The organism is Magnetospirillum fulvum (genome assembly GCF_900108475.1).
Lineage (GTDB): Bacteria > Pseudomonadota > Alphaproteobacteria > Rhodospirillales > Magnetospirillaceae > Phaeospirillum > Phaeospirillum fulvum_A.
This window is the reverse complement of sequence record NZ_FNWO01000003.1, coordinates 81,789-103,196: the sequence shown is the minus strand read 5'-3', so window position 1 is coordinate 103,196 and position 21,408 is coordinate 81,789. Positions and strand designations below refer to the sequence as shown.

Genomic DNA, 21,408 nt, shown 5'->3' with positions numbered 1-21,408 from the left:
AACCCGGCCCGCCTTTAAGGCGTCGTCGGCCGGGGCGGAGCCGTCGGTTCGGTCCGGGTCCGATCCGCGTCGGCCGGACGGGACCGATCGTCGGGTTTGCGTTGCGGCCGCTCGGTCTGCGCCGGGCGGGTCTCGGGCCGTTGCGGACGAGGAGCTTCGGCCTGAGGACGTCTGGTCTCGGGCGGTCTGGCATGCGCGCCGGACGGCTGCGGACGCTGGTCCAGTCTTTGGCGCCGGGCCTCGGCCTCGGCCGCCCGCTGTCGGGCCATCTGGCCGTCGCGTTCGACATCGCGCCGCGATGGCTCAATACCCCGCTGGTACGGATTGACCCGCTGGCGGTTCTCTTCGAACTGGCGACGTTGCTGGTCGAGTTCGGCTTGACGACGACGCCCATCCATCTCCGCCCGTTCCATTTCCGCCTGACGGTGACGGGCCTCCATTTCCGCCTGACGGTGACGAGCCTCCATTTCCGCGCGCCGCATCTCCTCCTGACGATGGCGCTCGCGGTCCTCATACGAATTGATGGGGCGCGGCGGGGCATAATCGTACCCGCCCGGACCATAGTCCGGAAGGACGCACCCGGACAGCGATGCCATCGCCGCACTTCCCAGACACAGCCCCAGCAGCCCCCGTAACCGCAATACCCCCATGCTCGGCACCCCTTCCCACTGATGTAAACTGAAAGCCGGAATAGTCCATCCACACGACACGGATTCCTGATGAGAAAAACCTCTCCTCATCCAGATAGGCGCGAGCCGTTGGGCCGCTTCGATAGGTGTCCGCCCCCGCAGCCACGCACAGTTCAATCAAGCGGTCTGTAGGATCGGCGACATCCATAGCTGCCACAGGCAACAGATCGGCAGCCCACATTAACTGGGTGTTCAGCTCATTTAAATCTCAAATTTTAGAGATAAAATATATTTTTTATCACTCAATCGATCTAAACCACGACGGTGACCGCAAATCCCACACAAGCGATTGGCAAAATAATTATATCCAGCATCTTCTCTATAGACCCGATCAATACTCATACAGTGCTTTTCGGGAAACGAACGGTTCGCGACCACAAACACAGAAATGCGCTGCCACCCCCTGTGCTCTACTGGAATGTTAAGCCAATGCTCGCCATTGGCGGTCTCGATCGTGTTGCTGTTGCGCCAATCGTTCCTCGTGTATTGCACGTTATCGAACAGGATGAACGTGTCCAACCGAGCGATGATGTCGAAATATCCCTTCCACGGGATGTCATTCGACTGAAGAATGGCGACAATGCAGGACTTAGCGTGACGGGAGGGAGTGCCTTTCATCCGATACGGCACGACCTTGCCGGTGATGCCGGGTGGGGTGAAAACGGGCTATGCCGCATTTACCATTTCCCAGAGCCTCCGCTCAATCATGGCGCGAGAGGAAATCACAAGGCTTTTCTTGCCAAGCGCAGCGGGATCAGGCATCACACTCCCCTTCGGTGGCCGATCCCGCATTGGTCATTGCTTAAAGCCACTGGGGTTCCGATGCGTAACCTTTCTTCCCTGTCGCCCCTGCGGCTCGATCTCGGGCATGTGTGCCTTGCGCTGGTCCTATGTCTCTTCCATGCGCTGCTTTACTGGAAGATCGCGGAATTCTACGCGGCCCATCTGCCCCATTACGACTCCATCGGCTCCTATACCCAGGCTTTTCGGGTGCTGCGCGCCTATCATCAAGACGGATGGGGCGCCGCCTTCGAACTGGCCAGCAAGTTCCATCTGTCGCTGACCCAGGCGATGTTCGCGGCCTTGTTTGCGCCGCTGCTAGACTCCACGCCGCAATCGCTGCAACTCTACAACACCCTCGCCCTGGCCATGCTCAGCTTTACCCTGGCGAGCACGACACGGCTTTTGGGTGGCGGGAAATGGAGCGCGTTGGCGGCAGGGCTGCTGCCCCTGCTGCCTGACGGCCTGTATTGGTGGCAATCGGGCTGGCAGGATTGGCAGCGTGACCCCGCCTATATCGCGTTCTTGGCCAGCGCCGCCTTCCTGCTGCTGCGCCACGCCGCCCTGCGGACCACGACCAGCGGCGTGCTGCTGGGCGTTGCCGTTGGCCTGACTATCATCTCCCGCGATTCGGCGCCCGGCTATGTGGTGATGATTATCGGCCCGGCCTATGTGGTGCTTGCCGTCACCCTGCTGGTCCGCCATCGGAGCGAATGGCGGGCGATAATGATCCCCGTCCTGACCAGCCTGCCCTTCGCCGCCCTGTATGCCATCTTCCAGTTGCCGGGTACCTTGGCGCGCTTTGGCAATGCCTACATCTTCTATGGATGGAACAGCGGCTTGCAGGTATCTGCGGCCGCCCATTGGGCTGCGCCCTTCAAATTGCTGATTGGCCGCTGGCAGGCCGGACAGGGTCTGGCGGGCAACCAGGCGCTCGTCGAAACGGCGGCGGTGTTCGGCTGCCTGCTTGTGCTGGGCGGCCTTGCCTTCGCGAGTCGCTGTCTTCGCTTTGAGTCGATGCCCGGCCGCCGCCGACTGGCCGTGGCGGCGGTGACGCTCGGCCTGTGGGCCGTCTTCGTCACTATGGCCAATCTCATCGTGGTGGTCGGCCTGGGCAATATTGGCTTCGAGTCGGTGAAGCCGATGTTTTTCCCCACCCTTCTCCTCTTCTTCGCCCTGGGGGTGGTGGCACTGGGCTGCCTGCGGGCAAGCCCGAGGACGGGACGGCTGGCCGGACCGGCGACCCTGGCTTTTGCGGTGTTGCTGCTGGCCTGGGCGCCTCATCGGCTGGACCTGAAAGGCTATGACGAATCCGCCTCCACCATGGCGGCCCTGCCGAAGATCATGGCGCTGCTGCAGGAAAAGCCGGGCGCTGTCGTGGTGTTTTACTGGCAGGATGGAATCACGGTCGATACCCTAATCTATTATTCCGTCCAGCGTGGCCTTCAGGAGCCGCGCACGCTCTATTTCACCGCACCGGATGGGGCCGGACTCGACGTCAATATCGGGGTTCTACCCAATATGGCAGTGACAGAGATCCAGGACATCATGGTGCGCGACACTTTGTGCAAGGCCGATTTTGTCTTGCTGGCCGCCGACCGGACATTTTACACTCACTCCGATAATCCGCTCTTCATTCGCCGCCATGGTGGGCCGATCTTCGATCGGCTTACCGCCGCGCTGAAGGGCAAGGAAGCGTTTTCTTATAATTGGTGGTCATATCCACTCACGCTTTACGACAACCGCACTCGCCCCCCGTGCTGAGTGCGACACCGAAGGCTAACCCTTCCATGAATCATCCCAGTGGCACACAAGTCCCGTTCAACAGGCCTTTTCTGACCAGCCACGAAGAAGCGTACCTGCAAGAGGTTCTCGCATCCCGTCGGCTGTGCGGAGACGGCCCGTTCACTCGCCGCTGCCAGGACTGGCTAACCGCCGCCTTAGGGTGCGAGAAGGTGCTGCTGACCCCGTCCTGTACGGCTGCCCTGGAAATGACGGCACTGCTGACCGACGTGGCAGCGGGCGACGAGGTGATCATGCCCTCGTTCACCTTCGTTTCCACCGCCAACGCCTTCGTGCTTCGTGGCGCGGTGCCGGTTTTCGTCGATATCCGCCCCGACACCCTAAATATCGACGAATCTCTCATTGAACGGGCCATCACCCCGCGCACCAAGGTCATCGTGCCGGTCCATTACGCCGGTGTGGGCTGCGCCATGGATGCGATCATGGACATCGCCCGCCGCCACGATTTGCTGGTCATCGAGGACGCCGCCCAGGGCCTGTGCGCCACCCATGCGGAACGGCCGTTGGGCAGCATCGGCCATCTTGGCGTTTTCAGTTTTCACGAAACCAAGAACGTCGTCAGCGGCGAGGGCGGCGCCCTGGCGATTAACGCCTCGCGTTTCGCCGAGCGGGCGGAAATCTTGTGGGAAAAGGGCACCAACCGCCGCAAGTTCCTGCTGGGCCAAGTGGACAAATACACCTGGACCGACGTCGGCTCGTCTTTCCTGCCCAGCGAATTCAGCGCCGCCGTGCTGATGGCCCAATTGGAGGCGTCGCAGGAAATCACCCAGATGCGGCATGAGCTGTGGGGCCGCTATCACCAGGCATTCGCCGAACTTGAAGCCAGAGGCCTGGTGCGGCGCCCCATCGTGCCCGAGGAATGCCGCCACAACGCCCATATCTATTATCTCCTGCTGCCCACCAACGAAATGCGCGATGCCGCGTTGCGCCGACTTCAAGAGCGCAACGTGCAGGCCGCCTTCCATTACGTGCCCCTGCACTCGTCGCCCGCCGGACAACGCTTCGGCCGCGCCGATGGCGCCCTGCGCCACACCGATGACCTGTCGTCCCGCCTGCTGCGCCTGCCCATGTCGCCGGCCCTGCTGGAGCAGGCCGATCAGGTGATTGCCGCCGTTCTGGAAGTGGTCGGCGCCGCCGCCTGACCGACTGCTGCGCAGCCCCCTCCCCGAAACAGGCGTGGCGGGACACTTCCAAGGAAATGTCCCGCCACCTGAAATGCTACGCGGCCTCGGTACCGCCTAGCCTCACCACTTGCGAATGGCAAACCCCACGCCATAACCTACGTCGTCGTAGGTCCAGGCGGAAAAGCGCTTGTCGTCGCAAATGACGCGCTGCCAGACATCGCGCAGGCTCATATGCTTGGGATGGCAAACATCGTCGAACACGATAGCGCCGCCCACCGACAGATGGGGCAGCACGTCGCACAAATCATCGATGGCGCCCTTTTCGCTGTGATCGCCGTCCACCGTGATCATGTCGAACATCAAATCAGGATTGGCCCGGAAGAACTCGGGGACGGTATCGTGCGAGTTGCCGTCGGTGAAGGCGCGGTTGCCGGTGTGGCCCACCTTGTCCAATTCGCGCTCAACCAATTGCTGACCGGGATTTTCCATGCCTGCGTAATTGGTCACCCACATGTCGAACATGGCCAGATCGACCGCCGTCGAGCGGCTGGCCACGGCGCAGATGCTGCGGCCCCGACGCACGCCGATTTCCAAATAACGGCGCGGCTTCAGCAGATCGGCCAAGCCCAGCAAGACGGTGACAATGTCAGCGAAGCCCCAGTCATCGCCGAACCGCTCCAATCCGTCCTTGTAGAAGGTCTTCATGTAGTCGGAATAGGCGTCGGGCTCCAGGCGTTCGATCAGGGCCAGGGCTTCCCGAACGTACTTCGTCGATTGGGTCAATTGGCGGCCGATCGCCTCGGCGCCAATCATCACCGGCGGATACCATTCCGTCTTGCCCTCGGGCGCGCTGTGGCACAGCGCCGGATTGCGCGGCGCCGGTTCGACATAGGCGGCCTTGCGGACTTTCTGCGCGTCAACGGCAGCGGAAGACTTCTGGCGTCCAAACATACGTCATTCTCTCTTCTTAAAGAGGCTCGCTCTTTAGCGGTTCAGCTTGGAAGGCTCGCTAACTTTTGGGGTGAGGTCAAGGTCCACCCATTCGCGCTAGCGGGAATAGTCCACCTTCGGCGCCGACGGTTCGGCTTCGACCACGAAATCGGGAAGCGACATCGCCCGTTGTCCGGCCAAGAAGACTTCCCGTCGATGGATGCGTTCAGGGGTATCAATGAAATCGGGATACTCAATATGGCCGGTATATCGTTCCACACAAGCAAAGCCGACGGCATACAGCATTTTCACCAAAGCGGAACGCGACGGAATCACCGCGAAGAATCGCAGACCCTGCGTCTCGTTCTGTCCCTCAGCCACCAAACGGAACGACGGAGTTTCCTCGGGGATCAGCTGCGTTTCGATCAGCAGATGCTTGCCGGTCAGCGCATGAAGGCTGCGAACGGCCGCAAACGGGTTTTCCAGGTGATAAAGCAACCCGAAGCAAAACACGAGGTCGGCCTTCGGCAGGGAACCCATTGCTTTGGTGTCAGTCACATCAACATTGGCGAACATGGCCGCCGGAACCCGCTGGGCGGCCACTTCGACCAATTCAGCACGCCCCTCAACGCCGACCACCTTCAGCCCGCGTTGGGCCAGTTTGTCGGTGAACCAGCCAGGACCGCAGCCGACATCGAGGCACGTGGCTATTCCAGAAAGACCGCCGAGAATATTTTGGGCAGTTTGCCACCGGGCCTCGTTGATCTCGAGGTAATATGACTGGTCGAAAAGAAGTTCCTGGTTCATGCCGATCCGCCTACTGGTATGTAAAACTCGCAGGTGCAACAGGGATGGTTCAAAGGCGGCTCGCTCCGGCCATTGAGAATATCGAGCTGAGCCTCATAGGCCTTACTCGAAACCAGGTCATCGAGAGTAGATTCTCCCAGATTCCCGACATGCACGTAATGGGCTCCCTCGTGGCAACACAGACCGACATCCAAGCCCGGACCAATCACCAATTTGAGATCAAGCCAACTCATGGAGCAACGGCGCGGTTCGGCGCTGGCAAGGCTATCCGACCGCGCAAAGCTGGTAAAGCCGTGGTTCAGCCGCACCTTGATCCGCGACTGGCTGAAAACCGGGTCGATGCCCGCCTCGTCGAACTTGGAGCGCCAGAAGGCATCATACTCCTCCAGCGAGAACAAGAACCCATAGGCCTTCACGTTAAATACGACAGGCCCGCGCGGCAGCCGCTCGGACATGCCTTTGGCCACGGCAACAACATTGGCGATGGCCTTGGTGAAATCCAGCGGCTTATAAGGCCGAACCCCACCAACCACATCACGGCCGGACTGGAGCTGGTGGTAGGTTTCGTCACTGATGCCGGAAATCGTGGCATTGAGGTTTAGCGACTTCACCGTGCCGCAGGCTGCCGCCTTTTCGACGAGATCGAGAAAGCGGTCGATTTGCTGCTGGCCCGGCAAAAGCCAATTACTGCTGAAGAAAAGGCTGTCGATCTGGGCTCCGCTGTCGATCAGAACTTCCATCTTTTCGAGAATGCCCCGATCGGTGAAAGGTTCGTTGATGCTGTTGAGGGCAAATTCAGTGAATTTGAAGCCACGGAAACGGTCCAGTAGCAGCTTGAATTGGTCAATCCCCATGACGGTCTGACCCTTTTCCATTCCCGGCCAGGGACAACAGGCACACCGAGCGTTGCAGAAGCCCGAGGTATCGACCGAGATCTGAACGGTTTTCTCGGAAATGAAGCGGAGCTTGGACGGGACGGGCTTGTCCACGGGCTGCTCCAACTGCCATTCCAACAGCGGCCGCAGAGGGCCGGGGAATTTGCGGGGCAGAATGCCCTGAGCGGTTTCGCCGTTGCTGGGATCGACACAGTGAAAAGAAAGCACCTGCTCCTGGACGAAATGGCGCTTCATGGGCGACAGATCCGGACTCACTACGCTAAGGGTAACCGTATAGGTTCCCACATTGAGCAAATCCGCGGGAATCCAGGACGTCGCCATATGCTTGCCCGGCTCGAGCCGGTAATGTTCCAGTTCGTTGATTGACGATACCGACCAGAACATCAGCGTCCCCTGGGGGCAATAAAGGGCGATGGCCGGGGTATAGATACCGGGTTCAATGACGGAATATTGGAACCGCACCCCAACCCGTTCGGAGGTGGGGAACAGGTTAGTCGGTTCGCCGTTCGTCGAGATGATTTCCGCATTCAGCAGGAAAGCGGTCGGGCGATCATTGTCCAGGCCGTCCGATTCGGCTGCTGTGCCCGCTTTCTCAACCATCTCCCGCGCTGGCACCGTATAGCGCGACTTCACATCCAGCACGGCCTCAACATAATCCGACACCACCGACTGGGTGTCGCCATCGGCCCGCACCTGACCCTGATCGAGCCAGATGCAGCGGTCGCAGTAGCGCATGATGGCGTCCATGCTATGCGACACGAAGAACAGGGTGCGACCGCCCGAGGTCAGGTCATCGACCCGCTCAAGACACTTGCGCTGGAATGACATGTCGCCCACGGCAAGGACCTCGTCCAGCAGCAGGATGTCCGGGTCGAGATGGGCAGCGACAGCGAAGGCCAAGCGCATTTTCATGCCGCTGGAATAATTCTTCACCGGGGTTTCGATGAAGCGCGCAATCTCGGAAAAATTGACGATGTCATCGAAACGGTCTTCGATTTCCGACCGGGTCAGGCCATAGAGCGAGGCGTTGAGAAAGATATTCTCGCGGCCACTCAAATTGTCATTAAACCCCGTTCCGACCTCTAGCAGGGACGTCAAGCGCCCACGAAGACGCACCTCGCCAGCAGTGGGGTAAACGACGCGGGACAGGATTTTAAGGAGCGTGGATTTGCCAGCGCCATTGCTGCCAATAATGCCGATCCGCTCGCCATGCTTGACCGTGAAATTGACGTCTCGGAGCGCCCAGTGCGTCTTGGCGTCCTCTTTCTTGGCGCGCCCCCGGACCTGATCCAGCATATTGCGCGCCGCGCGGCTCCAAAAGCCATCTTGGGCACCTTGCGGCCCTAAAGGATAAACCTTGCTAAGGCCGCGAACGACAATTGCATCGGAGAATTCAGAGTCGATCGACAATGTGTTTTTCCGCCCGCTGGAACATAACCAAGCCAACAACGGCCACGATCAACGAAAAGGCACAGGAATAGGCCCATTCCCATTGCGGCCAGGGCGAGCCGTGGAAGAGCGAGGCCCGAAAAGCCATCAATGTGCCAACCAAGGGGTTGACAGAATAATATGGCAACGCATTGGTCGGCAACATGCTCGGAGAATAGATCACCGGCGAGACGTAAAGCCCCACATACAAGCTAAAGCCCAGGAACCGGTCCCAGTCATTGCCCGACAATCCCAGGGCGGCAAAAATGCAGCCCAGCCCAAAAATCAGCACGGCAATTTGCAACAATACGGCAGGCAGAAGGATGATCCGCCAATCCGGATAGCTGCCGTACCAGACCATCATCAATACAAGCGGCACCACAGTGATGGCAAAAGAGGCTGAATTGGCAATAATGGCGGAGAGAGGACTGATGATGCGGGGAAAGTAGACCTTTTGGATCAACCCAGCATTGTGCTTGACAGATGTCGCCGTCTGCTGGACGGCCTCGGTAAAGAAAAACCACAGGATCAATCCGCCATAGACATAGAGCGGATAGGGAATGTCTACCCCCATGCGGGCTTCTGACAGATTTCGGAAAAGCGAAAACAACAGCACCATCAGGAGCGGCCGGAAAACCGCCCACACATAAGCCAGGTATTGCTGGTCAAATTCCGCCTTCAGGCGACGCCGGACCATGGATTTCAAGAGAGAACGGTACGCCCACAGCTCCACCAAATCAATTTTGGCAAAAGCGTTCGGCGGTTGGATAATGATTTCCTTCATTACACGACCTTATCGTGCATCAGCTTCTCGTATAGGCAATAGGCAAAAAGCGGTCGCCCGATATTGCCTTGGGTCACTTGACTCAAAAAGCCGGTCATCTCGACCCCTGGGTGGTCAGGGTTTCAGCATGTTGCGGCAACGGCTCGAAGGCATGGGCCGTCGATGCCCCGAACAACTTGCGCAGATAGGCTCCATAGGCACCGTCATTGGCCCCGATGTCGATCAGCACTTCCGGCCGATGGCACGCCGCCAACCAGGACAGATCCTTAGCCATGGGCCACCTCAAGGCGCAGATTGGCGCCATTGGCAAGGAACCATTCGTAGGTCTTGCCCACCCCCTCGCGCAGCGGCGTCCGGGAACGCCACCCCAATTCGGACAGACGGGTGCTGTCCATCAGCTTGCGCGGCGTGCCGTCGGGCATGGTGGAATCGTAGACAAAGCGGCCCTGATAGCCAACCACCTCGGCGATGATGTCGGCCAGTTCGCGGATGCTGACGTCCGACCCAACGCCGACATTCACATGGTCCTCGCCAGAATAATGTTGCAGCAGATAGACCAAGGCGTCGGCCAAATCCTCCACATACATGAATTCGCGCATGGGCTTGCCGCTGCCCCAGATCACCACTTCCTGCCGGCCTTCGGTCTTGGCGGTGTGGATCTTGCGGAGCAAAGCGGGCAGGACATGGCTGGCCTCGAGGTCGAAATTGTCGCCCGGGCCGTAAAGATTGGTGGGCATGGCCGAGATGTAGTCGCAGCCATATTGACGGCGATAGGCCTGACACATCTTGATGCCGGCGATCTTGGCGATGGCGTACCATTGATTGGTCGGTTCAAGCGGCGCGGTCAACAGGGCATCTTCGCGCATGGGCTGGGCGATGTCGCCTGGATAAATGCACGACGAGCCCAAGAACAGCAATTTCGCCACCCCGGTGCGGTGGGCTGCGTGAATGATGTTGGTTTCGATGGCGAGGTTTTCATAAATGAATTCCGCCGGTCGCGTGTCGTTGGCTTTGATGCCGCCAACCCGCGCCGCCGCCACCACCACCGCGTCGGGCCGGTGGCGCTCCATCCAGTCCTCGACCGCAGCCTGACGGGTCAAGTCCACCACATCGCGCCCGGCGGTCAACACCGTGCAACCGCCCATCTTTTCCAAATGCCGGACGACGGCACCGCCGACCATGCCGCGGTGACCGGCGACCCAGATCCGTTTGCCGGAAAGATCGAAGGCTTTATCAGACATGGCTGGCATGGCAATCACCGGTCCGACGCAGCACCTTCAGGTCCTCGGCCACCATCTCCGCCGCCAACTCTTCGACTGTGATGGTTGCCTGCCAGCCTAGCTTGTCGCGGGCCTTGGTGGCGTCGCCCTGCAGGTATTCTACCTCCGTGGGACGGAAATAGCGGGGATCGATCTGTACGATGACCTCGCCAGTCTTCGCGTCTAGGCCGCGCTCCTCGACACCCGTGCCAGTCCATTCGATAGCGCAGTCCACCTCGCGGAAGGACATCTCGACGAATTCGCGCACCGACCGCACTTTACCGGTGGCCAGCACGTAGTCATCGCCAATCGGCTGCTGCAACATCCGCCACATACCCTCGACGTAATCGCGGGCATGACCCCAGTCACGCTTGCTGTCCAAATTGCCTAAATAGAGCTTGTTCTGTAGCCCGAGATGAATGGCGGCGACGGCGCGTGTGATCTTGCGGGTCACGAAGGTTTCGCCGCGCAGCGGGCTTTCGTGATTGAACAAGATGCCGTTGGAGGCGTGGATGCCATAGGCCTCGCGGTAGTTCACCGTGATCCAGTAGGCGTAAAGCTTGGCCGCCGCATAAGGGCTGCGGGGATAAAAGGGCGTGGACTCGCGCTGCGGGATTTCCTGCACCTTGCCGTACAGTTCAGAGGTCGAAGCCTGATAGAAGCGGGTCTTTCCCTCAAGCTTGAGGATGCGAATGGCTTCCAACAAACGCAGCGTGCCCACGCCATCCGCATTGGCGGTGTATTCGGGCGTCTCGAAGCTAACCTGGACGTGGCTTTGGGCGGCGAGGTTGTAGATTTCGTCCGGCTGCACTTCCTGTACCAGACGGATCAGGTTGGTGCTGTCGGCCAAATCGCCGTAATGCATGAGGAAGCGGACGTCGGATGCGTGCGGGTCCTGATAAAGATGATCAACCCGGCCCGTGTTGAACGACGAGGAACGACGCTTAACACCATGGACGATGTAGCCCTTCTGCAGCAGTAGTTCGGCAAGGTAAGCGCCATCCTGCCCCGTCACGCCTGTGATCAACGCAACTTTATTCATCTTCATTCCCCACATCGAAGAATTCAGGCGGACCTATTTCCAGCCGAACTCACCCGAAAGTAGACATTTGCGGATGGGTATAGCCCATTCCGCCCGGTTTTTATAGCAAATCGGTTCAGCAATCCCCAGGCAAGGCCGGTTCCGGTGGGCCGCCAGGAATAGATTTTTTTGATGGCCACCTTTGACGAAGGTGGTAGCTTTTGCCTGCGCACAACAGCGGGTCCACTAGGCTTATAAAACGGCAGTTGAAAATGTTGTGCCAATCCCTTGGCAACAAGCCCGCGACCGGTTCCGCCGAGTTGAGGCCCCAGCGCTGCCCCAGGGCTTTCGTCAAGCCACGATAGAGCCTCTTCTTAAAATCGAAGGCTACGGATTGTGGCAGATAATTGCCGTATTTGGCCTCATAAAGCTTGATAGACCGTTCGTGCTTGGCTTTCAGCGCGTGGTATTCTGGAGCACTTGGATCGACACTCCAATTGCGGTAATGGTGGATCGCCACCCGCCGCGAATAGACCACGTCATAACCGCTGAACAGCACCTTCGCGGTGATGTCGGGGTCAATGCCGTAATCGCGGAACAACTCGCTGAAGCCGCCGACCTCTTTCATCACCTTGGTTGGCAGCATGCCTTGGTTGACGTTAAGGACGCCAAGGCTGGACAAGCCGCCAATATAGGGCGCCTTAGTGAAGGGGCCGATTTTGTCGCGGACCTTCAAGGCGATCATGCCGATGCGGGCATTGCCTTGCAGCACCGCCACCGCGCGGTCCAACCCATTATCCACGATCACGTTGTCATCGCTGATCCAGCACACATAGGGAGTCTGGACCTGATCGAAGACGTCGTTATAGGCGCGCGCCTGGCCCAGTTTCTCGCCCACCAGGATGGGGCGGACAGTGTCGCTCGCCACCGAATTCAGATATTCAACGGTACCATCGGTCGACCCAGCGTCGGTGACATAGACGATATGGGGCACCGTGGTTTCGCGGGCGATGCTTTCCACGCATTCCTGGATCTGATCGCGGCGGTTATAGGTGCCGACAACGATAGAGAGAACAGGGTTTGGCATCACGGGATATCCATCAAGCGGGTAGTGATCCGGGGGCGGCGGAGGCTGCTTGACCCTCCCGAGCCGCCCAGACAGCGTAATCGGCCAAGCCGTCCGCAAAGTGGATGCGATGTCGATAGCCGGTAGCGGCCAGCCGGTCAATGGCGGCCACCAGATCTACAGGATCGCCGGGGCGCGAATGACCGTCGAAGACGATTTCGGTGTCGCAGGCGCAGGCGCGCTCCAACTGGCGGGCGGCGTCGCGGATGGTGGTTGCATGCCCGGTGCCGCCATTAACGATGGTCGGCCGATGGGCCTTGGCGTGATCGGCTAGGTGGAACAGCAATTGTGCAGCATCCCACACATGCAGGAAATCACGCGTTTCGTCGCCGGTACCGCCAAGCACGATACGCCCGCCGCCAGCCATCTTGTTCCACAGGTCCCAGAATATCTGTTTGCGCAGGCCGGCGCCGTACAGCGAGAAAAAGCGCACGATGGCCAGGGGCTGGCCGTGATCGCGGGCCGCCGCCAGACACAATTCCTCGGCTTCGAGCTTGTGACGGCCATAGGCCGAGATGGGGGCGGGCTGGGCATCCTCTGGAATCGGATTAGGATGATCGTTGCCATAAACGGCGGCACTCGACGGCAGCACCAGGCGGGCGGCGGGCGCCCAACGACGTAGCGCTTCCAGCAGAGACTGGGTCCCGCCAACGGTACGGCGGCGATCGGCCTCCGGGTCTTCGAACGCGGCTCGCACGCTGGCTCCCCCCGCCGCATGGACAACCACGTCAGGAACACCGCCCTCGGCGAACAAGGTCCCGAGGGCCGCCGCCTCGATCGGGCTTTGCAGCCAACGCGCCAGGCCGATCTCGGCCTGCTCGTCGGGGCTCAGTCGGCCGTTGCCGATGCCCAGTACCTGCCAGCCGGCGCGGGCGAAGTAAGCCGCCACATGCCGACCGAGGAATCCCGCCGCGCCGGTAATCAGAACCTGTGAAGATGATGAGGAGGCCATGGGCAGGATGTCCGGGCGCCGGGTCAAACGACCTCGGTCGCCTTGTCCTTATGATCGTTCGCCGCGGCCCGACCGTAACGGTCCTCGACCCTTACGATATCGTCCTCGCCAAGATAGCCACCCGACTGAACCTCGATCAGCCGAAGCGGCACCAAGCCGGGATTTTCTAGTCGATGGCAGCGGCCAATGGGGATGTAGGTGCTTTCATTCTCCCGCAGCAGGAACGATTCGTCACCACAGATAACACGCGCCGTGCCTTCCACGACGATCCAGTGTTCGGCGCGATGATGGTGGTATTGGAGCGACAGGGCGGCCTTAGGCGCGACCACGATCTGCTTGACCAGGAAGCGATCGCCCATATCGACGGTGCGATAGCTGCCCCAGGGCCGATAAACAGTGGAATGATCGGTGGGTTCCTTGCGGCCTTCGCTGTGCATTCGATCGACCAGCTTTTTGACGTCCTGGGCGTGGGCGCGATCGGTGACCAGCACAGCATCGTCGGTGCCGACCACCACGACATCCGCTAGACCGATCACGGCGATCAGACGTCCTCCTTCGGAACGGACATAGCTATTGCGCAGATCCTCGGACACCACGTCGCCGACCAGGACATTGCCGCCCTCGTCCTTGGCCCCGATCTCCCACAAAGTATCCCACGCGCCCACGTCGCTCCACCCCATATCGACCGGCACCACGGCGGCTTTGTCCGTCTTTTCCATCAAAGCGACGTCCACCGACACCGACGGACAGGCGGCAAAGGCGTCAGCTGCCAAATGCAGAAAGTCGAAATCGCGTTCCGCCGCATCCCAGGCGCGGTTGGTGGCCTCAAATACGGAAGGCGCGTGGCGCGCCAGTTCGTCGAGCACCCCGCGCGCCGAAAACAGGAAAATACCAGCGTTCCACACATATCCACCATCGGCAAGATAGCGGGCCGCCGTCTCGGCATCGGGCTTTTCCACGAAGCTATCAACCGCCAGCACTCCGTCCAGTCCAGGCAGGGGCGCCGCATGTTTAATATAACCGTAGCCGGTTTCCGGGCGGGTCGGCGTGATGCCAAAGGTGACCATGCGCCCTTGCGCAGCGGCCGGGGCGGCCGTGGCCACCGCATCGCGGAAGGACGCCGTGTCCATAATCACATGGTCCGAAGGCATGACCAGCAGGAGGGCCTGAGGGTCGGCCTCCAACGCACAATGGGCGGCCACTGCCACGGCGGCGGCGGTGTTGCGCCCCATAGGTTCAAGCAAGATAGCCTGTGGGTGGATGTCGGCGGCACGCATCTGCTCGCCGAGCATGAAGCGGTGGGCATGGCTGCACACCACGATCGGCGGCATGCCCGACAGCCGCAGTGCCGTCTCGACTAGCATCGAATGGTCCGAGCACAGCGGCAGCAATTGCTTGGGGCGAGAGACGCGGGAAATGGGCCATAAGCGACTGCCTACTCCGCCCGAGAGAATGACGGGGAAGATCGGAAAATCAGCCATGGCAGGAAAACTCCTTCGCATCCGTCGGCCTGACGGCGACTAGGCCTGCAAATTTTCGATATCGGCGGTGGGAACCCGCCCCAAGCCTTGAGACAAGAGTTACCGATCATGGGCGAGGCGACCACCGTACGACTGGATTATCTTGCCATGGCCAGACTGACCTCGCGAGAGGTCTCTGCATCGTCTGTCTCGTGAGCGTCATCTTTTAAGGCTATATTCGCACGGGATCAAGGATTCAAAAGCAGGGGCTTGGCGTCCGCTCAGCCGCCCTCGCGCGGCAGGCGTTTCGCCTCCTAGGGGGACAGCGGAGGGGTGTTGGCAGCACCGCACCAGCGCGTCGGACACCGTTGCACCAGATGCAGCGGGCGGTCACCGTTGGCCAACTCCGCTCGCAGGTCGATGAAGCGACCAGTAATCATGTTATGCCAATCACGGACTAGGCGGCCAAGAACCGGGCGGGGGTTGTCCAGCGACAGACGACCGGCCATAACCATCCGCAGACACTTCCACGCCGCTCGCCGCAGCAGCCAGACTGTGTCACGCCCCAGCAATGGGCCGTAAGTCCGCATATACAGAGCTTTGTAGCGATGATTGAGCGCAGCCATTCGCTCCCCGCCTGGGCTACCTTGCTCCGGCCAATTTCGGTTGTGGTGGATACAGACTTGCCGAGTCATGGCGACTCCGCGCCCGGCCAGCAGAACCCGGGTGGTCAAATCGGCATCAATGCCATAGTCGCGGAATTCCGTGCTGAATCCGCCCAAATCTTGCAGCAGCCGGGTCGGCAACATGCCCTGGTTAATGTTGAGGATGCCGGTGCCGGTGATGCCACCGATATAGGGGGCAGCGGTGAAGGGACCGCGGAGGTCGCGTACTTTCAGTCCGACCATGCCGAGGCTGGCATCGGCGGCAAGCGCAGCAACAGCGATGTCCAGCCCCCCCTCGACCACGATATTGTCATCGCTCAGCCAACATACCCAGGGCGTGCTCAGGGTTGCGAAGACAGCATTCAGGGCCGCCGCCTGACCGCGACGTTCCTGTTCGAAGTAGGGGCGGATGCGTGCGTCACGGTCAGCCATTTCACGCAGCCATTCCACCGTGCCATCGGTCGAACCCGCGTCGGAAACGTGAACCTCGTAGGGCGTATGGCTCTGTCGCTCGATGCTGTCCAGCAGTGCGCGAAGCTGGTCGAGGCGATTATAAGTTCCGACCACCACGGCCAATTGGGCCTCGGCCACAGTCATCGGTCAACTCCCCTTCGTGTTGCGTCGCCACGGCGGCAGCCGCTTTGGGCGAGTGGGTGGGGTGAAGGCGATGGCGGGTAGCTGAAAAGAAGATTTCATGGTTCGGAAGATACGATTTCACCGACACGCAAAGTAGCGGAAGCGTCGCCGGATTTCAACGATCCCACTGAAAATGTATGGTCCACCCCGTTCGATCATGTCCCGCCGAGTGATGTAACAGCGGTTTCGCCGTTTGATCTCCGGCAGATTTGATCGGTTTGATCAGGCTGCCGCGACGGGCAGCAAGCTGGTGATGGGGTCATCGCCGAAGGGGGTGACGAATTCCATGGTCATGTCGCGGACTCTCTGGACGGCCCATTCGTCATTCCGTTTGAGGAGGATGGCGCCGATCGAGACCTGGCTTTTCGAGATGCCGGTCACGCCCATCGCCTTGATCGACGGAATCATAATTTTCGCCAGTACACCAGTTTCCGGAAGTGTCCATTTGCGCGGAGGCTCTGGGAAATGGTAAATGCGGCACAGCCGTTTTCACCCCACCCGGCATCACCGGCAAGGTCGTGCCGCATCGGACTGAAATTCATGTCCTCCCGCCACGCTAAATCTTGCATTGTCGCCATTCTTCAGTCGAATTACATCCCGTGGAAGGGATATTTCGACATCATCGCGCGGTCGGACAAGTTCATCCTGTTCGATAACGTGCAATACACGAAGAGAGATTGGCGCAACCGTAACAAGATCAAGACCGCCAATGGTGAGCTGTGGCTTACCATTCCCGTGGAGCACAAGGGCGAACAGCGTATTTCCGAGGTCATGGTCGCGAACCGCTTTTGGCCGGACAAGCACTGGACAAGCATTGAGCGGGCCTATGGAAAAGCGGCCGGGTTTAATGACTTTGCCCCTCGCCTGCGGGAGCTTTACGAACTGTGCCGAGACATGGATCAGCTGAGCGCAGTAAACCGTCTTTTTATTACTTCTATTTGTGAATTTCTGGGACTGAATACCCAATTGTTTTGGTCCACCGATCTGCTGCCTGTGGCCGTCATGGATGCCGCCGACCCTACCGACCGCTTGGTGGAACTGTGCGTGGCTGCGGGGGCGGACACCTATCTAAGCGGCCCGGCGGCCCGCGCCTATCTGGATGAAGAGAGGTTTTTGTCGGCGGGTATCCGTGTCGAATGGATGGACTATTCCGGCTATCTCTGCTATCCACAGCGCCACGGTGAATTCACCCATACGGTTTCCGTGTTGGATTTGCTTTTGAACGTGGGCAACAATTCACGCCGATATTTGAAATACGCAGGGGAGTCTTGATTCGATGACTGCGAATGCTGTCGCCGCGGGAACCTTTGGCGACTATCTGAGTTCGGAATTTCCGTCCCAGATAAATGTGGATGTCACCGAATTTTGCAATCTCGCGTGCACCCACTGTCCCTATGAAACCGTGACCAAGATCAAGGGTGCCAACCGCCGCCATTTGAACGTAGAGTGGCACGACCGCATGATTGACGAGGTCGCCACGGTCGGCAAAGGGCATTGCCGTTTCCTGCGTTATACCGGCGATGGCGAGCCGCTGCTGCATCCCAAGCTGCCCGAGATGGTCGCTTATGCCGTCAAACGCACCGGCTTGCCGGTGAACGTGACCACCAACGGTCTGCTGATGGTAGAAAATCGCGCGCGGGCACTGCTTGATGCCGGCGTGACGGTGATCGACATCAGCCTCGACGCCCACGACCCCGACACTTACGCCAAGATCCGGGTCAAGGGCGATCTGGCGGTCGCCCAGGCCAATATTCGCGAGCTGATCCGCCTGAAGCGCGAGGGTGGCTATAACGTCCGCGTCATGGTCAGCTTCGTGCGCCAGCCGCTCAACGATCGCGAGGCCGAGCCGTTCAAGGCCTTCTGGGAGGCCGAGGGCGCCGACGACGTGGTGCTCCGCATCCAACATTCCTGCGCCGGCAGCGTCCCCGATATGACGGCTCAGATGTGGGCCCAGGCGCCGAAGGAACGCCGTCCCTGTCTGTATCCATGGGAGCGGCTGGTCCTCAAGCCGGATGGCCAGTTCTCATTCTGCCCCGCCGACTGGCTGCACGAGGCCAATATCGGCAGCATCGAAAATTCGACGGTGCAGCAAGTGTGGCAGGGACAAAAGTTGGAGGCACTGCGCCAAGCTCATCGGGCCAGCGACTACGCCAATCATCCCTTCTGCGGCAAATGCCCCGACTGGTCGGTGATCCGGTGGCCGGGCGAGGGGCAGAACTACATGGCGATCATGGAACGCGCTTCCGCTTCGTGACGCAAGGACTGGTCCCATGAGCGACAAGGTCTTCTCCATCGTCGTGCCGGTGTATGAGAACGCTCTGAACCTGCCCGACACCATCCCTCAATTGGTGGCCTTGCGGGATAGGTTGCCCAATTACCAACTGGAACTGCTCTTCGTCGAGGACGGGTCGCGCGACCCGTCCTATGCGATCCTGTGCGATTTCCAGCGGCGCTACCCGGACTTGATCAGCGTCGTCAAGCTGACCCGCAATTTCGGGCAGATTGCCGCCCTCAATGTCGGGCTGCAAAAGGCGCGCGGAGATTGTGTCGGCATCATCTCGGCCGATCTCCAGGATCCTTGCGAAATGTTCGTGGACATGATCCGCGAATGGGAGAATGGCGCCCTGCTGGTGATGGGCGAACGGGTCGAACGGTTCGAAAGTCGGCATTCGGTGTTCCTGTCCAACCTGTTCTGGCGCACCACGGTCAAGGTCGTGTCGCCCAGCATTCCTCCCGGCGGCTACGATTTCTGCTTGGTGGACCGCAAACTGGTGGATGATGTGCTGACCTGTAGCCAGGCACACATCAACATCTTCGTGTCCTTCGCGTATTTCGGCTATCGCACGGTGCGCCTGCCTTATACCCGGGCCAAGCGCGAGAAGGGCAAGTCCCAGTGGACATGGTTCCGCAAGGTGGACCTGCTGCTGGGAACGCTATTCTCCTTCACCAGTTGGCCGATCAAGGTGGGCATCTATGTCGGCTCGGCAATTTGTGTCCTTAGCATCCTTTATGCGCTGCTGCTGTTGGGATATGCTCTATTCTTCGGCAATCCGGTGCAGGGATGGACGACCATCGTATTCCTGGTGCTGTTGTTCGGCGGCATCAACACCCTATTCCTTGGTCTGATCGGCGAATACGTCTGGCAGTTGGTGGCGGTCACCTGCAAGCGGCCGGAAGCGGTGATCGAATCCTTCGTCCGCCAAGCCGACGATACAATTCAGGGAGCGAAATAGGCGATGGAGCTTGCGGCCTATGATGCCGAGGCAGCGGCGCAGAAGTGGCACTGGTGGTACGTCGCCCGGCGCAGTCTGATCAAGAACACCATTGTGAACATGAAGCTGCCACATGCAGCTTTAGTGTTGGACGCGGGCACATGCTCTGGCGGAAATCTCAACCTGTTGCGCGATTGCGGCTTCAGCCACCCGATCGGCCTCGATTTCAGCGCCGACGCCCTGGCCTATTGCCGCCAGAACGGGCACGACTGGCTGATTCAGGGCGATACCTTGAACATGCCTTTTTCCGATGGCACCCTTGATCTGGTGTTGTGCACCGACGTGCTTGAACATATCGACGACGACGACGGGGCGGTAGCCGAGATCGTCCGCGTCCTCAAGCCTGGGGGAAAGGTGCTGCTGACCGTACCCGCCTTCCGCGCCCTGTGGGGCCATGGCGACGAGGTGGCGCTGCATCAGCGGCGCTATCAGATGGCGGAATTCCGCGCCATGCTTCAACAGGCCGGGTTGGAGGTCGAACACGGCTTTCACTTCAATTTCCTGCTATTCCTGCCCATCCTGGCGGCGCGTAAGCTGCTGGTGGCATCCAAGGCGACGCCGCGTAGCGAGCTCACTCTGAACACGCCGTGGCTGAACCGCCTGCTGGGGCTGGTGTTCGGCGTGGACGTGGCGCTTGCCCCCCTTCTGCGGCCGCCCTTCGGCGTGTCGCTTCTGGTGGTGGCGCGCCGACCAGATCTTCAGGGCTGAGGGCGAGGCGAACGATGCGAATCCTCGTCACAGGGGGAGCCGGCTTCATCGGCTCGGCGGTGGTACGGCGGCTCGTGGGCGACGGTCACGAGGTGCTGAATATCGACAAGCTAACCTATGCCGGTCGCCTGTCGTCGCTGACGTCTGTGGCGGACCGCCCGAATTATCGCTTTCTTCAGGCCGATATCTGCGACGCGGCGGCCATGGGCGCGGCCTTCGCCGATTTCACCCCTGAGGCGGTGCTGCATTTGGCCGCCGAATCCCATGTGGACCGTTCGGTGGACGGCCCGCTCGTCTTCGTCATGACCAATGTGGTCGGCACCGTCACCTTGCTGGAATGCGCCCGCTCCTATTGGAACGGCCTCGACGGCGACGCCAAAGCGGCCTTCCGCTTCCTGCACGTCTCGACCGACGAAGTCTTCGGCAGTCTGGGTGAAACCGACCTGTTCCGCGAGGATACGCCGTACAAGCCCAATTCGCCCTATTCGGCGAGCAAGGCCGGCTCTGATCATTTCGTTCGGGCCTGGCACCACACCTACGGCTTGCCGGTCTTGGTGACCAATTGTTCCAACAATTACGGCCCCTATCAATTCCCCGAAAAGCTGATACCCACCATGGTGCTGGCCGGGCTGGAAGGGCGGGCTCTGCCGGTCTACGGCATGGGCAGCAATGTGCGCGACTGGCTGTTTGTCGAGGACCATGTGGAGGCTTTGCTCGCCGTGTTGTTCCGCGGCCGCCCCGGCGAGACCTATAACGTCGGCGGCCGTGCCGAGCGCACCAATCTTGCCATGGTCGAGACCATCTGCGACCTGCTTGACGCCTTGGCCCCCGATCCCGCGGGGCCGCGCCGTCGCCTGATCTCTTTCGTAACCGATCGGCCTGGCCATGATTGGCGCTACGCCATAGACGACAGCAAGATACGCTCCGATCTGGGCTGGAAGCCGACCCGCACCCTGGAAACGGGGTTAGGTGAAACTATCCGCTGGTACCTCGATAACCGGAATTGGTGGGCGGATATTATGCATTCGGGGCAGCGCTTGGGCCTGGGTCGGTAGGCTTGGGGCAGCA

At 60.1% G+C, this 21,408-nt stretch carries 20 protein-coding genes and 2 pseudogenes; 7 read left to right on the top strand and 15 right to left on the bottom strand.

The window, feature by feature from the left end; all coding sequences use genetic code 11:
• Positions 1 to 14: 14 nt before the first annotated feature.
• The 3 genes and pseudogenes from BLW40_RS04460 to BLW40_RS18150 all read right to left on the bottom strand — a co-directional run bounded on the left by BLW40_RS04460 (position 15) and on the right by BLW40_RS18150 (position 1,208).
• Entirely contained in the window at positions 15 to 650 is a 636-nt protein-coding gene (locus BLW40_RS04460; RefSeq protein ID WP_244511049.1) for a hypothetical protein, read from the bottom strand.
• A 37-nt stretch (positions 651 to 687) separates the two neighbouring features.
• Positions 688 to 870, bottom strand: a pseudogene (locus tag BLW40_RS18155) (WbqC family protein); the annotation flags it as partial.
• A gap of 20 nt (positions 871 to 890) precedes the next feature.
• A complete protein-coding gene (locus BLW40_RS18150; RefSeq protein WP_425283699.1) occupies positions 891 to 1,208 on the bottom strand; it encodes a WbqC family protein in 318 nt (105 codons plus the stop codon).
• On the opposite strand from BLW40_RS18150, the gene BLW40_RS04445 reads away from it, so the two are divergent.
• Together BLW40_RS04445 and rffA are read left to right on the top strand one after the other, a co-directional pair.
• Positions 1,119 to 3,233, top strand: a complete 2,115-nt coding sequence (locus BLW40_RS04445) for a DUF2339 domain-containing protein (protein WP_244511048.1) — start codon at positions 1,119 to 1,121, stop codon at positions 3,231 to 3,233. The genes BLW40_RS18150 and BLW40_RS04445 overlap by 90 nt on opposite strands.
• Before the next feature lie 26 nt (positions 3,234 to 3,259).
• Complete coding sequence (gene rffA, locus BLW40_RS04440; RefSeq protein ID WP_074765963.1) at positions 3,260 to 4,414, top strand: dTDP-4-amino-4,6-dideoxygalactose transaminase; 1,155 nt, start codon at positions 3,260 to 3,262, stop codon at positions 4,412 to 4,414.
• A gap of 102 nt (positions 4,415 to 4,516) precedes the next feature.
• Here the strand turns inward: rffA and BLW40_RS04435 are convergent, their stop codons facing one another.
• From BLW40_RS04435 to BLW40_RS04380, 12 genes and pseudogenes are all read right to left on the bottom strand, one after another.
• The gene (locus BLW40_RS04435; protein WP_211656717.1) at positions 4,517 to 5,347 is read right to left on the bottom strand and encodes a class I SAM-dependent methyltransferase; all 831 of its coding nucleotides are present in this window, start codon (positions 5,345 to 5,347) and stop codon (positions 4,517 to 4,519) included.
• A 96-nt stretch (positions 5,348 to 5,443) separates the two neighbouring features.
• The gene (locus tag BLW40_RS04430) at positions 5,444 to 6,133 is read right to left on the bottom strand and encodes a class I SAM-dependent methyltransferase (RefSeq protein ID WP_074765962.1); all 690 of its coding nucleotides are present in this window, start codon (positions 6,131 to 6,133) and stop codon (positions 5,444 to 5,446) included.
• Entirely contained in the window at positions 6,130 to 8,439 is a 2,310-nt protein-coding gene (locus BLW40_RS04425) for an ATP-binding cassette domain-containing protein (RefSeq protein ID WP_211656715.1), read from the bottom strand. The genes BLW40_RS04430 and BLW40_RS04425 overlap by 4 nt, the downstream gene beginning before the upstream one ends.
• The gene (locus tag BLW40_RS04420) at positions 8,423 to 9,241 is read right to left on the bottom strand and encodes an ABC transporter permease (RefSeq protein WP_074765958.1); all 819 of its coding nucleotides are present in this window, start codon (positions 9,239 to 9,241) and stop codon (positions 8,423 to 8,425) included. Before BLW40_RS04420 ends, BLW40_RS04425 begins: the two co-directional genes overlap by 17 nt.
• 94 nt (positions 9,242 to 9,335) lie before the next feature.
• Positions 9,336 to 9,515 carry a class I SAM-dependent methyltransferase gene (locus BLW40_RS04415; protein WP_074765956.1) on the bottom strand — a complete coding sequence of 60 codons (180 nt, stop codon included), beginning with the start codon at positions 9,513 to 9,515 and terminating at the stop codon, positions 9,336 to 9,338.
• Positions 9,508 to 10,482 (bottom strand): GDP-L-fucose synthase, encoded by a 975-nt coding sequence (gene fcl / locus BLW40_RS04410; RefSeq protein ID WP_083386618.1) that lies wholly within the window; start codon positions 10,480 to 10,482, stop codon positions 9,508 to 9,510. The genes BLW40_RS04415 and fcl overlap by 8 nt, the downstream gene beginning before the upstream one ends.
• A complete protein-coding gene (gene gmd / locus BLW40_RS04405; RefSeq protein WP_074766344.1) occupies positions 10,475 to 11,542 on the bottom strand; it encodes a GDP-mannose 4,6-dehydratase in 1,068 nt (355 codons plus the stop codon). Before gmd ends, fcl begins: the two co-directional genes overlap by 8 nt.
• Positions 11,543 to 11,657: 115 nt before the next feature.
• Positions 11,658 to 12,608, bottom strand: a complete 951-nt coding sequence (locus BLW40_RS04400; RefSeq protein ID WP_074765952.1) for a glycosyltransferase family 2 protein — start codon at positions 12,606 to 12,608, stop codon at positions 11,658 to 11,660.
• A gap of 13 nt (positions 12,609 to 12,621) precedes the next feature.
• Positions 12,622 to 13,599 carry an NAD-dependent epimerase/dehydratase family protein gene (locus tag BLW40_RS04395; RefSeq protein ID WP_074765950.1) on the bottom strand — a complete coding sequence of 326 codons (978 nt, stop codon included), beginning with the start codon at positions 13,597 to 13,599 and terminating at the stop codon, positions 12,622 to 12,624.
• A gap of 23 nt (positions 13,600 to 13,622) precedes the next feature.
• A complete protein-coding gene (locus tag BLW40_RS04390; protein WP_074765948.1) occupies positions 13,623 to 15,080 on the bottom strand; it encodes a mannose-1-phosphate guanylyltransferase/mannose-6-phosphate isomerase in 1,458 nt (485 codons plus the stop codon).
• 293 nt (positions 15,081 to 15,373) lie between these two features.
• Positions 15,374 to 16,321, bottom strand: a complete 948-nt coding sequence (locus BLW40_RS04385; RefSeq protein WP_074765946.1) for a glycosyltransferase family 2 protein — start codon at positions 16,319 to 16,321, stop codon at positions 15,374 to 15,376.
• A 261-nt stretch (positions 16,322 to 16,582) separates the two neighbouring features.
• Positions 16,583 to 16,711, bottom strand: a pseudogene (locus BLW40_RS04380) (IS256 family transposase); the annotation flags it as partial.
• Between the two features lie 189 nt (positions 16,712 to 16,900).
• Here BLW40_RS04380 and BLW40_RS04375 point away from each other — a divergent pair.
• The 5 genes from BLW40_RS04375 to rfbB are packed head-to-tail and all read left to right on the top strand — an operon-like array spanning position 16,901 to position 21,395.
• Positions 16,901 to 17,632: a WbqC family protein gene (locus tag BLW40_RS04375; RefSeq protein WP_074765944.1), complete on the top strand. Its 732-nt coding sequence runs from the start codon at positions 16,901 to 16,903 to the stop codon at positions 17,630 to 17,632.
• Positions 17,633 to 17,636: 4 nt separating this feature from the next.
• The gene (locus tag BLW40_RS04370; protein WP_074765942.1) at positions 17,637 to 18,614 is read left to right on the top strand and encodes a radical SAM/SPASM domain-containing protein; all 978 of its coding nucleotides are present in this window, start codon (positions 17,637 to 17,639) and stop codon (positions 18,612 to 18,614) included.
• A 16-nt stretch (positions 18,615 to 18,630) separates the two neighbouring features.
• Positions 18,631 to 19,593 (top strand): glycosyltransferase family 2 protein, encoded by a 963-nt coding sequence (locus BLW40_RS04365; RefSeq protein ID WP_074765940.1) that lies wholly within the window; start codon positions 18,631 to 18,633, stop codon positions 19,591 to 19,593.
• A gap of 3 nt (positions 19,594 to 19,596) precedes the next feature.
• Positions 19,597 to 20,340 (top strand): class I SAM-dependent methyltransferase, encoded by a 744-nt coding sequence (locus BLW40_RS04360; protein WP_074765938.1) that lies wholly within the window; start codon positions 19,597 to 19,599, stop codon positions 20,338 to 20,340.
• Positions 20,341 to 20,354: 14 nt separating this feature from the next.
• Positions 20,355 to 21,395, top strand: coding sequence for a dTDP-glucose 4,6-dehydratase (gene rfbB, locus BLW40_RS04355; RefSeq protein WP_074765936.1), 1,041 nt, complete (start codon positions 20,355 to 20,357; stop codon positions 21,393 to 21,395).
• Positions 21,396 to 21,408 lie beyond the last annotated feature (13 nt).

What these genes read in the sequence shown, in the direction of transcription:
- BLW40_RS04460 (WP_244511049.1), bottom strand. Translation starts at nt 650, where the DNA reads ATGGGGGTATTGCGGTTACGGGGGCTGCTGGGGCTGTGTCTGGGAAGT.
- BLW40_RS04445 (WP_244511048.1), top strand. Translation starts at nt 1,119, where the DNA reads ATGCTCGCCATTGGCGGTCTCGATCGTGTTGCTGTTGCGCCAATCGTT.
- rffA (WP_074765963.1), top strand. Translation starts at nt 3,260, where the DNA reads ATGAATCATCCCAGTGGCACACAAGTCCCGTTCAACAGGCCTTTTCTG.
- BLW40_RS04435 (WP_211656717.1), bottom strand. Translation starts at nt 5,347, where the DNA reads ATGTTTGGACGCCAGAAGTCTTCCGCTGCCGTTGACGCGCAGAAAGTC.
- BLW40_RS04430 (WP_074765962.1), bottom strand. Translation starts at nt 6,133, where the DNA reads ATGAACCAGGAACTTCTTTTCGACCAGTCATATTACCTCGAGATCAAC.
- BLW40_RS04420 (WP_074765958.1), bottom strand. Translation starts at nt 9,241, where the DNA reads ATGAAGGAAATCATTATCCAACCGCCGAACGCTTTTGCCAAAATTGAT.
- BLW40_RS04415 (WP_074765956.1), bottom strand. Translation starts at nt 9,515, where the DNA reads ATGGCTAAGGATCTGTCCTGGTTGGCGGCGTGCCATCGGCCGGAAGTG.
- fcl (WP_083386618.1), bottom strand. Translation starts at nt 10,482, where the DNA reads ATGTCTGATAAAGCCTTCGATCTTTCCGGCAAACGGATCTGGGTCGCC.
- gmd (WP_074766344.1), bottom strand. Translation starts at nt 11,542, where the DNA reads ATGAATAAAGTTGCGTTGATCACAGGCGTGACGGGGCAGGATGGCGCT.
- BLW40_RS04400 (WP_074765952.1), bottom strand. Translation starts at nt 12,608, where the DNA reads ATGCCAAACCCTGTTCTCTCTATCGTTGTCGGCACCTATAACCGCCGC.
- BLW40_RS04395 (WP_074765950.1), bottom strand. Translation starts at nt 13,599, where the DNA reads ATGGCCTCCTCATCATCTTCACAGGTTCTGATTACCGGCGCGGCGGGA.
- BLW40_RS04390 (WP_074765948.1), bottom strand. Translation starts at nt 15,080, where the DNA reads ATGGCTGATTTTCCGATCTTCCCCGTCATTCTCTCGGGCGGAGTAGGC.
- BLW40_RS04385 (WP_074765946.1), bottom strand. Translation starts at nt 16,321, where the DNA reads ATGACTGTGGCCGAGGCCCAATTGGCCGTGGTGGTCGGAACTTATAAT.
- BLW40_RS04375 (WP_074765944.1), top strand. Translation starts at nt 16,901, where the DNA reads ATGTCCTCCCGCCACGCTAAATCTTGCATTGTCGCCATTCTTCAGTCG.
- BLW40_RS04370 (WP_074765942.1), top strand. Translation starts at nt 17,637, where the DNA reads ATGACTGCGAATGCTGTCGCCGCGGGAACCTTTGGCGACTATCTGAGT.
- BLW40_RS04365 (WP_074765940.1), top strand. Translation starts at nt 18,631, where the DNA reads ATGAGCGACAAGGTCTTCTCCATCGTCGTGCCGGTGTATGAGAACGCT.
- BLW40_RS04360 (WP_074765938.1), top strand. Translation starts at nt 19,597, where the DNA reads ATGGAGCTTGCGGCCTATGATGCCGAGGCAGCGGCGCAGAAGTGGCAC.
- rfbB (WP_074765936.1), top strand. Translation starts at nt 20,355, where the DNA reads ATGCGAATCCTCGTCACAGGGGGAGCCGGCTTCATCGGCTCGGCGGTG.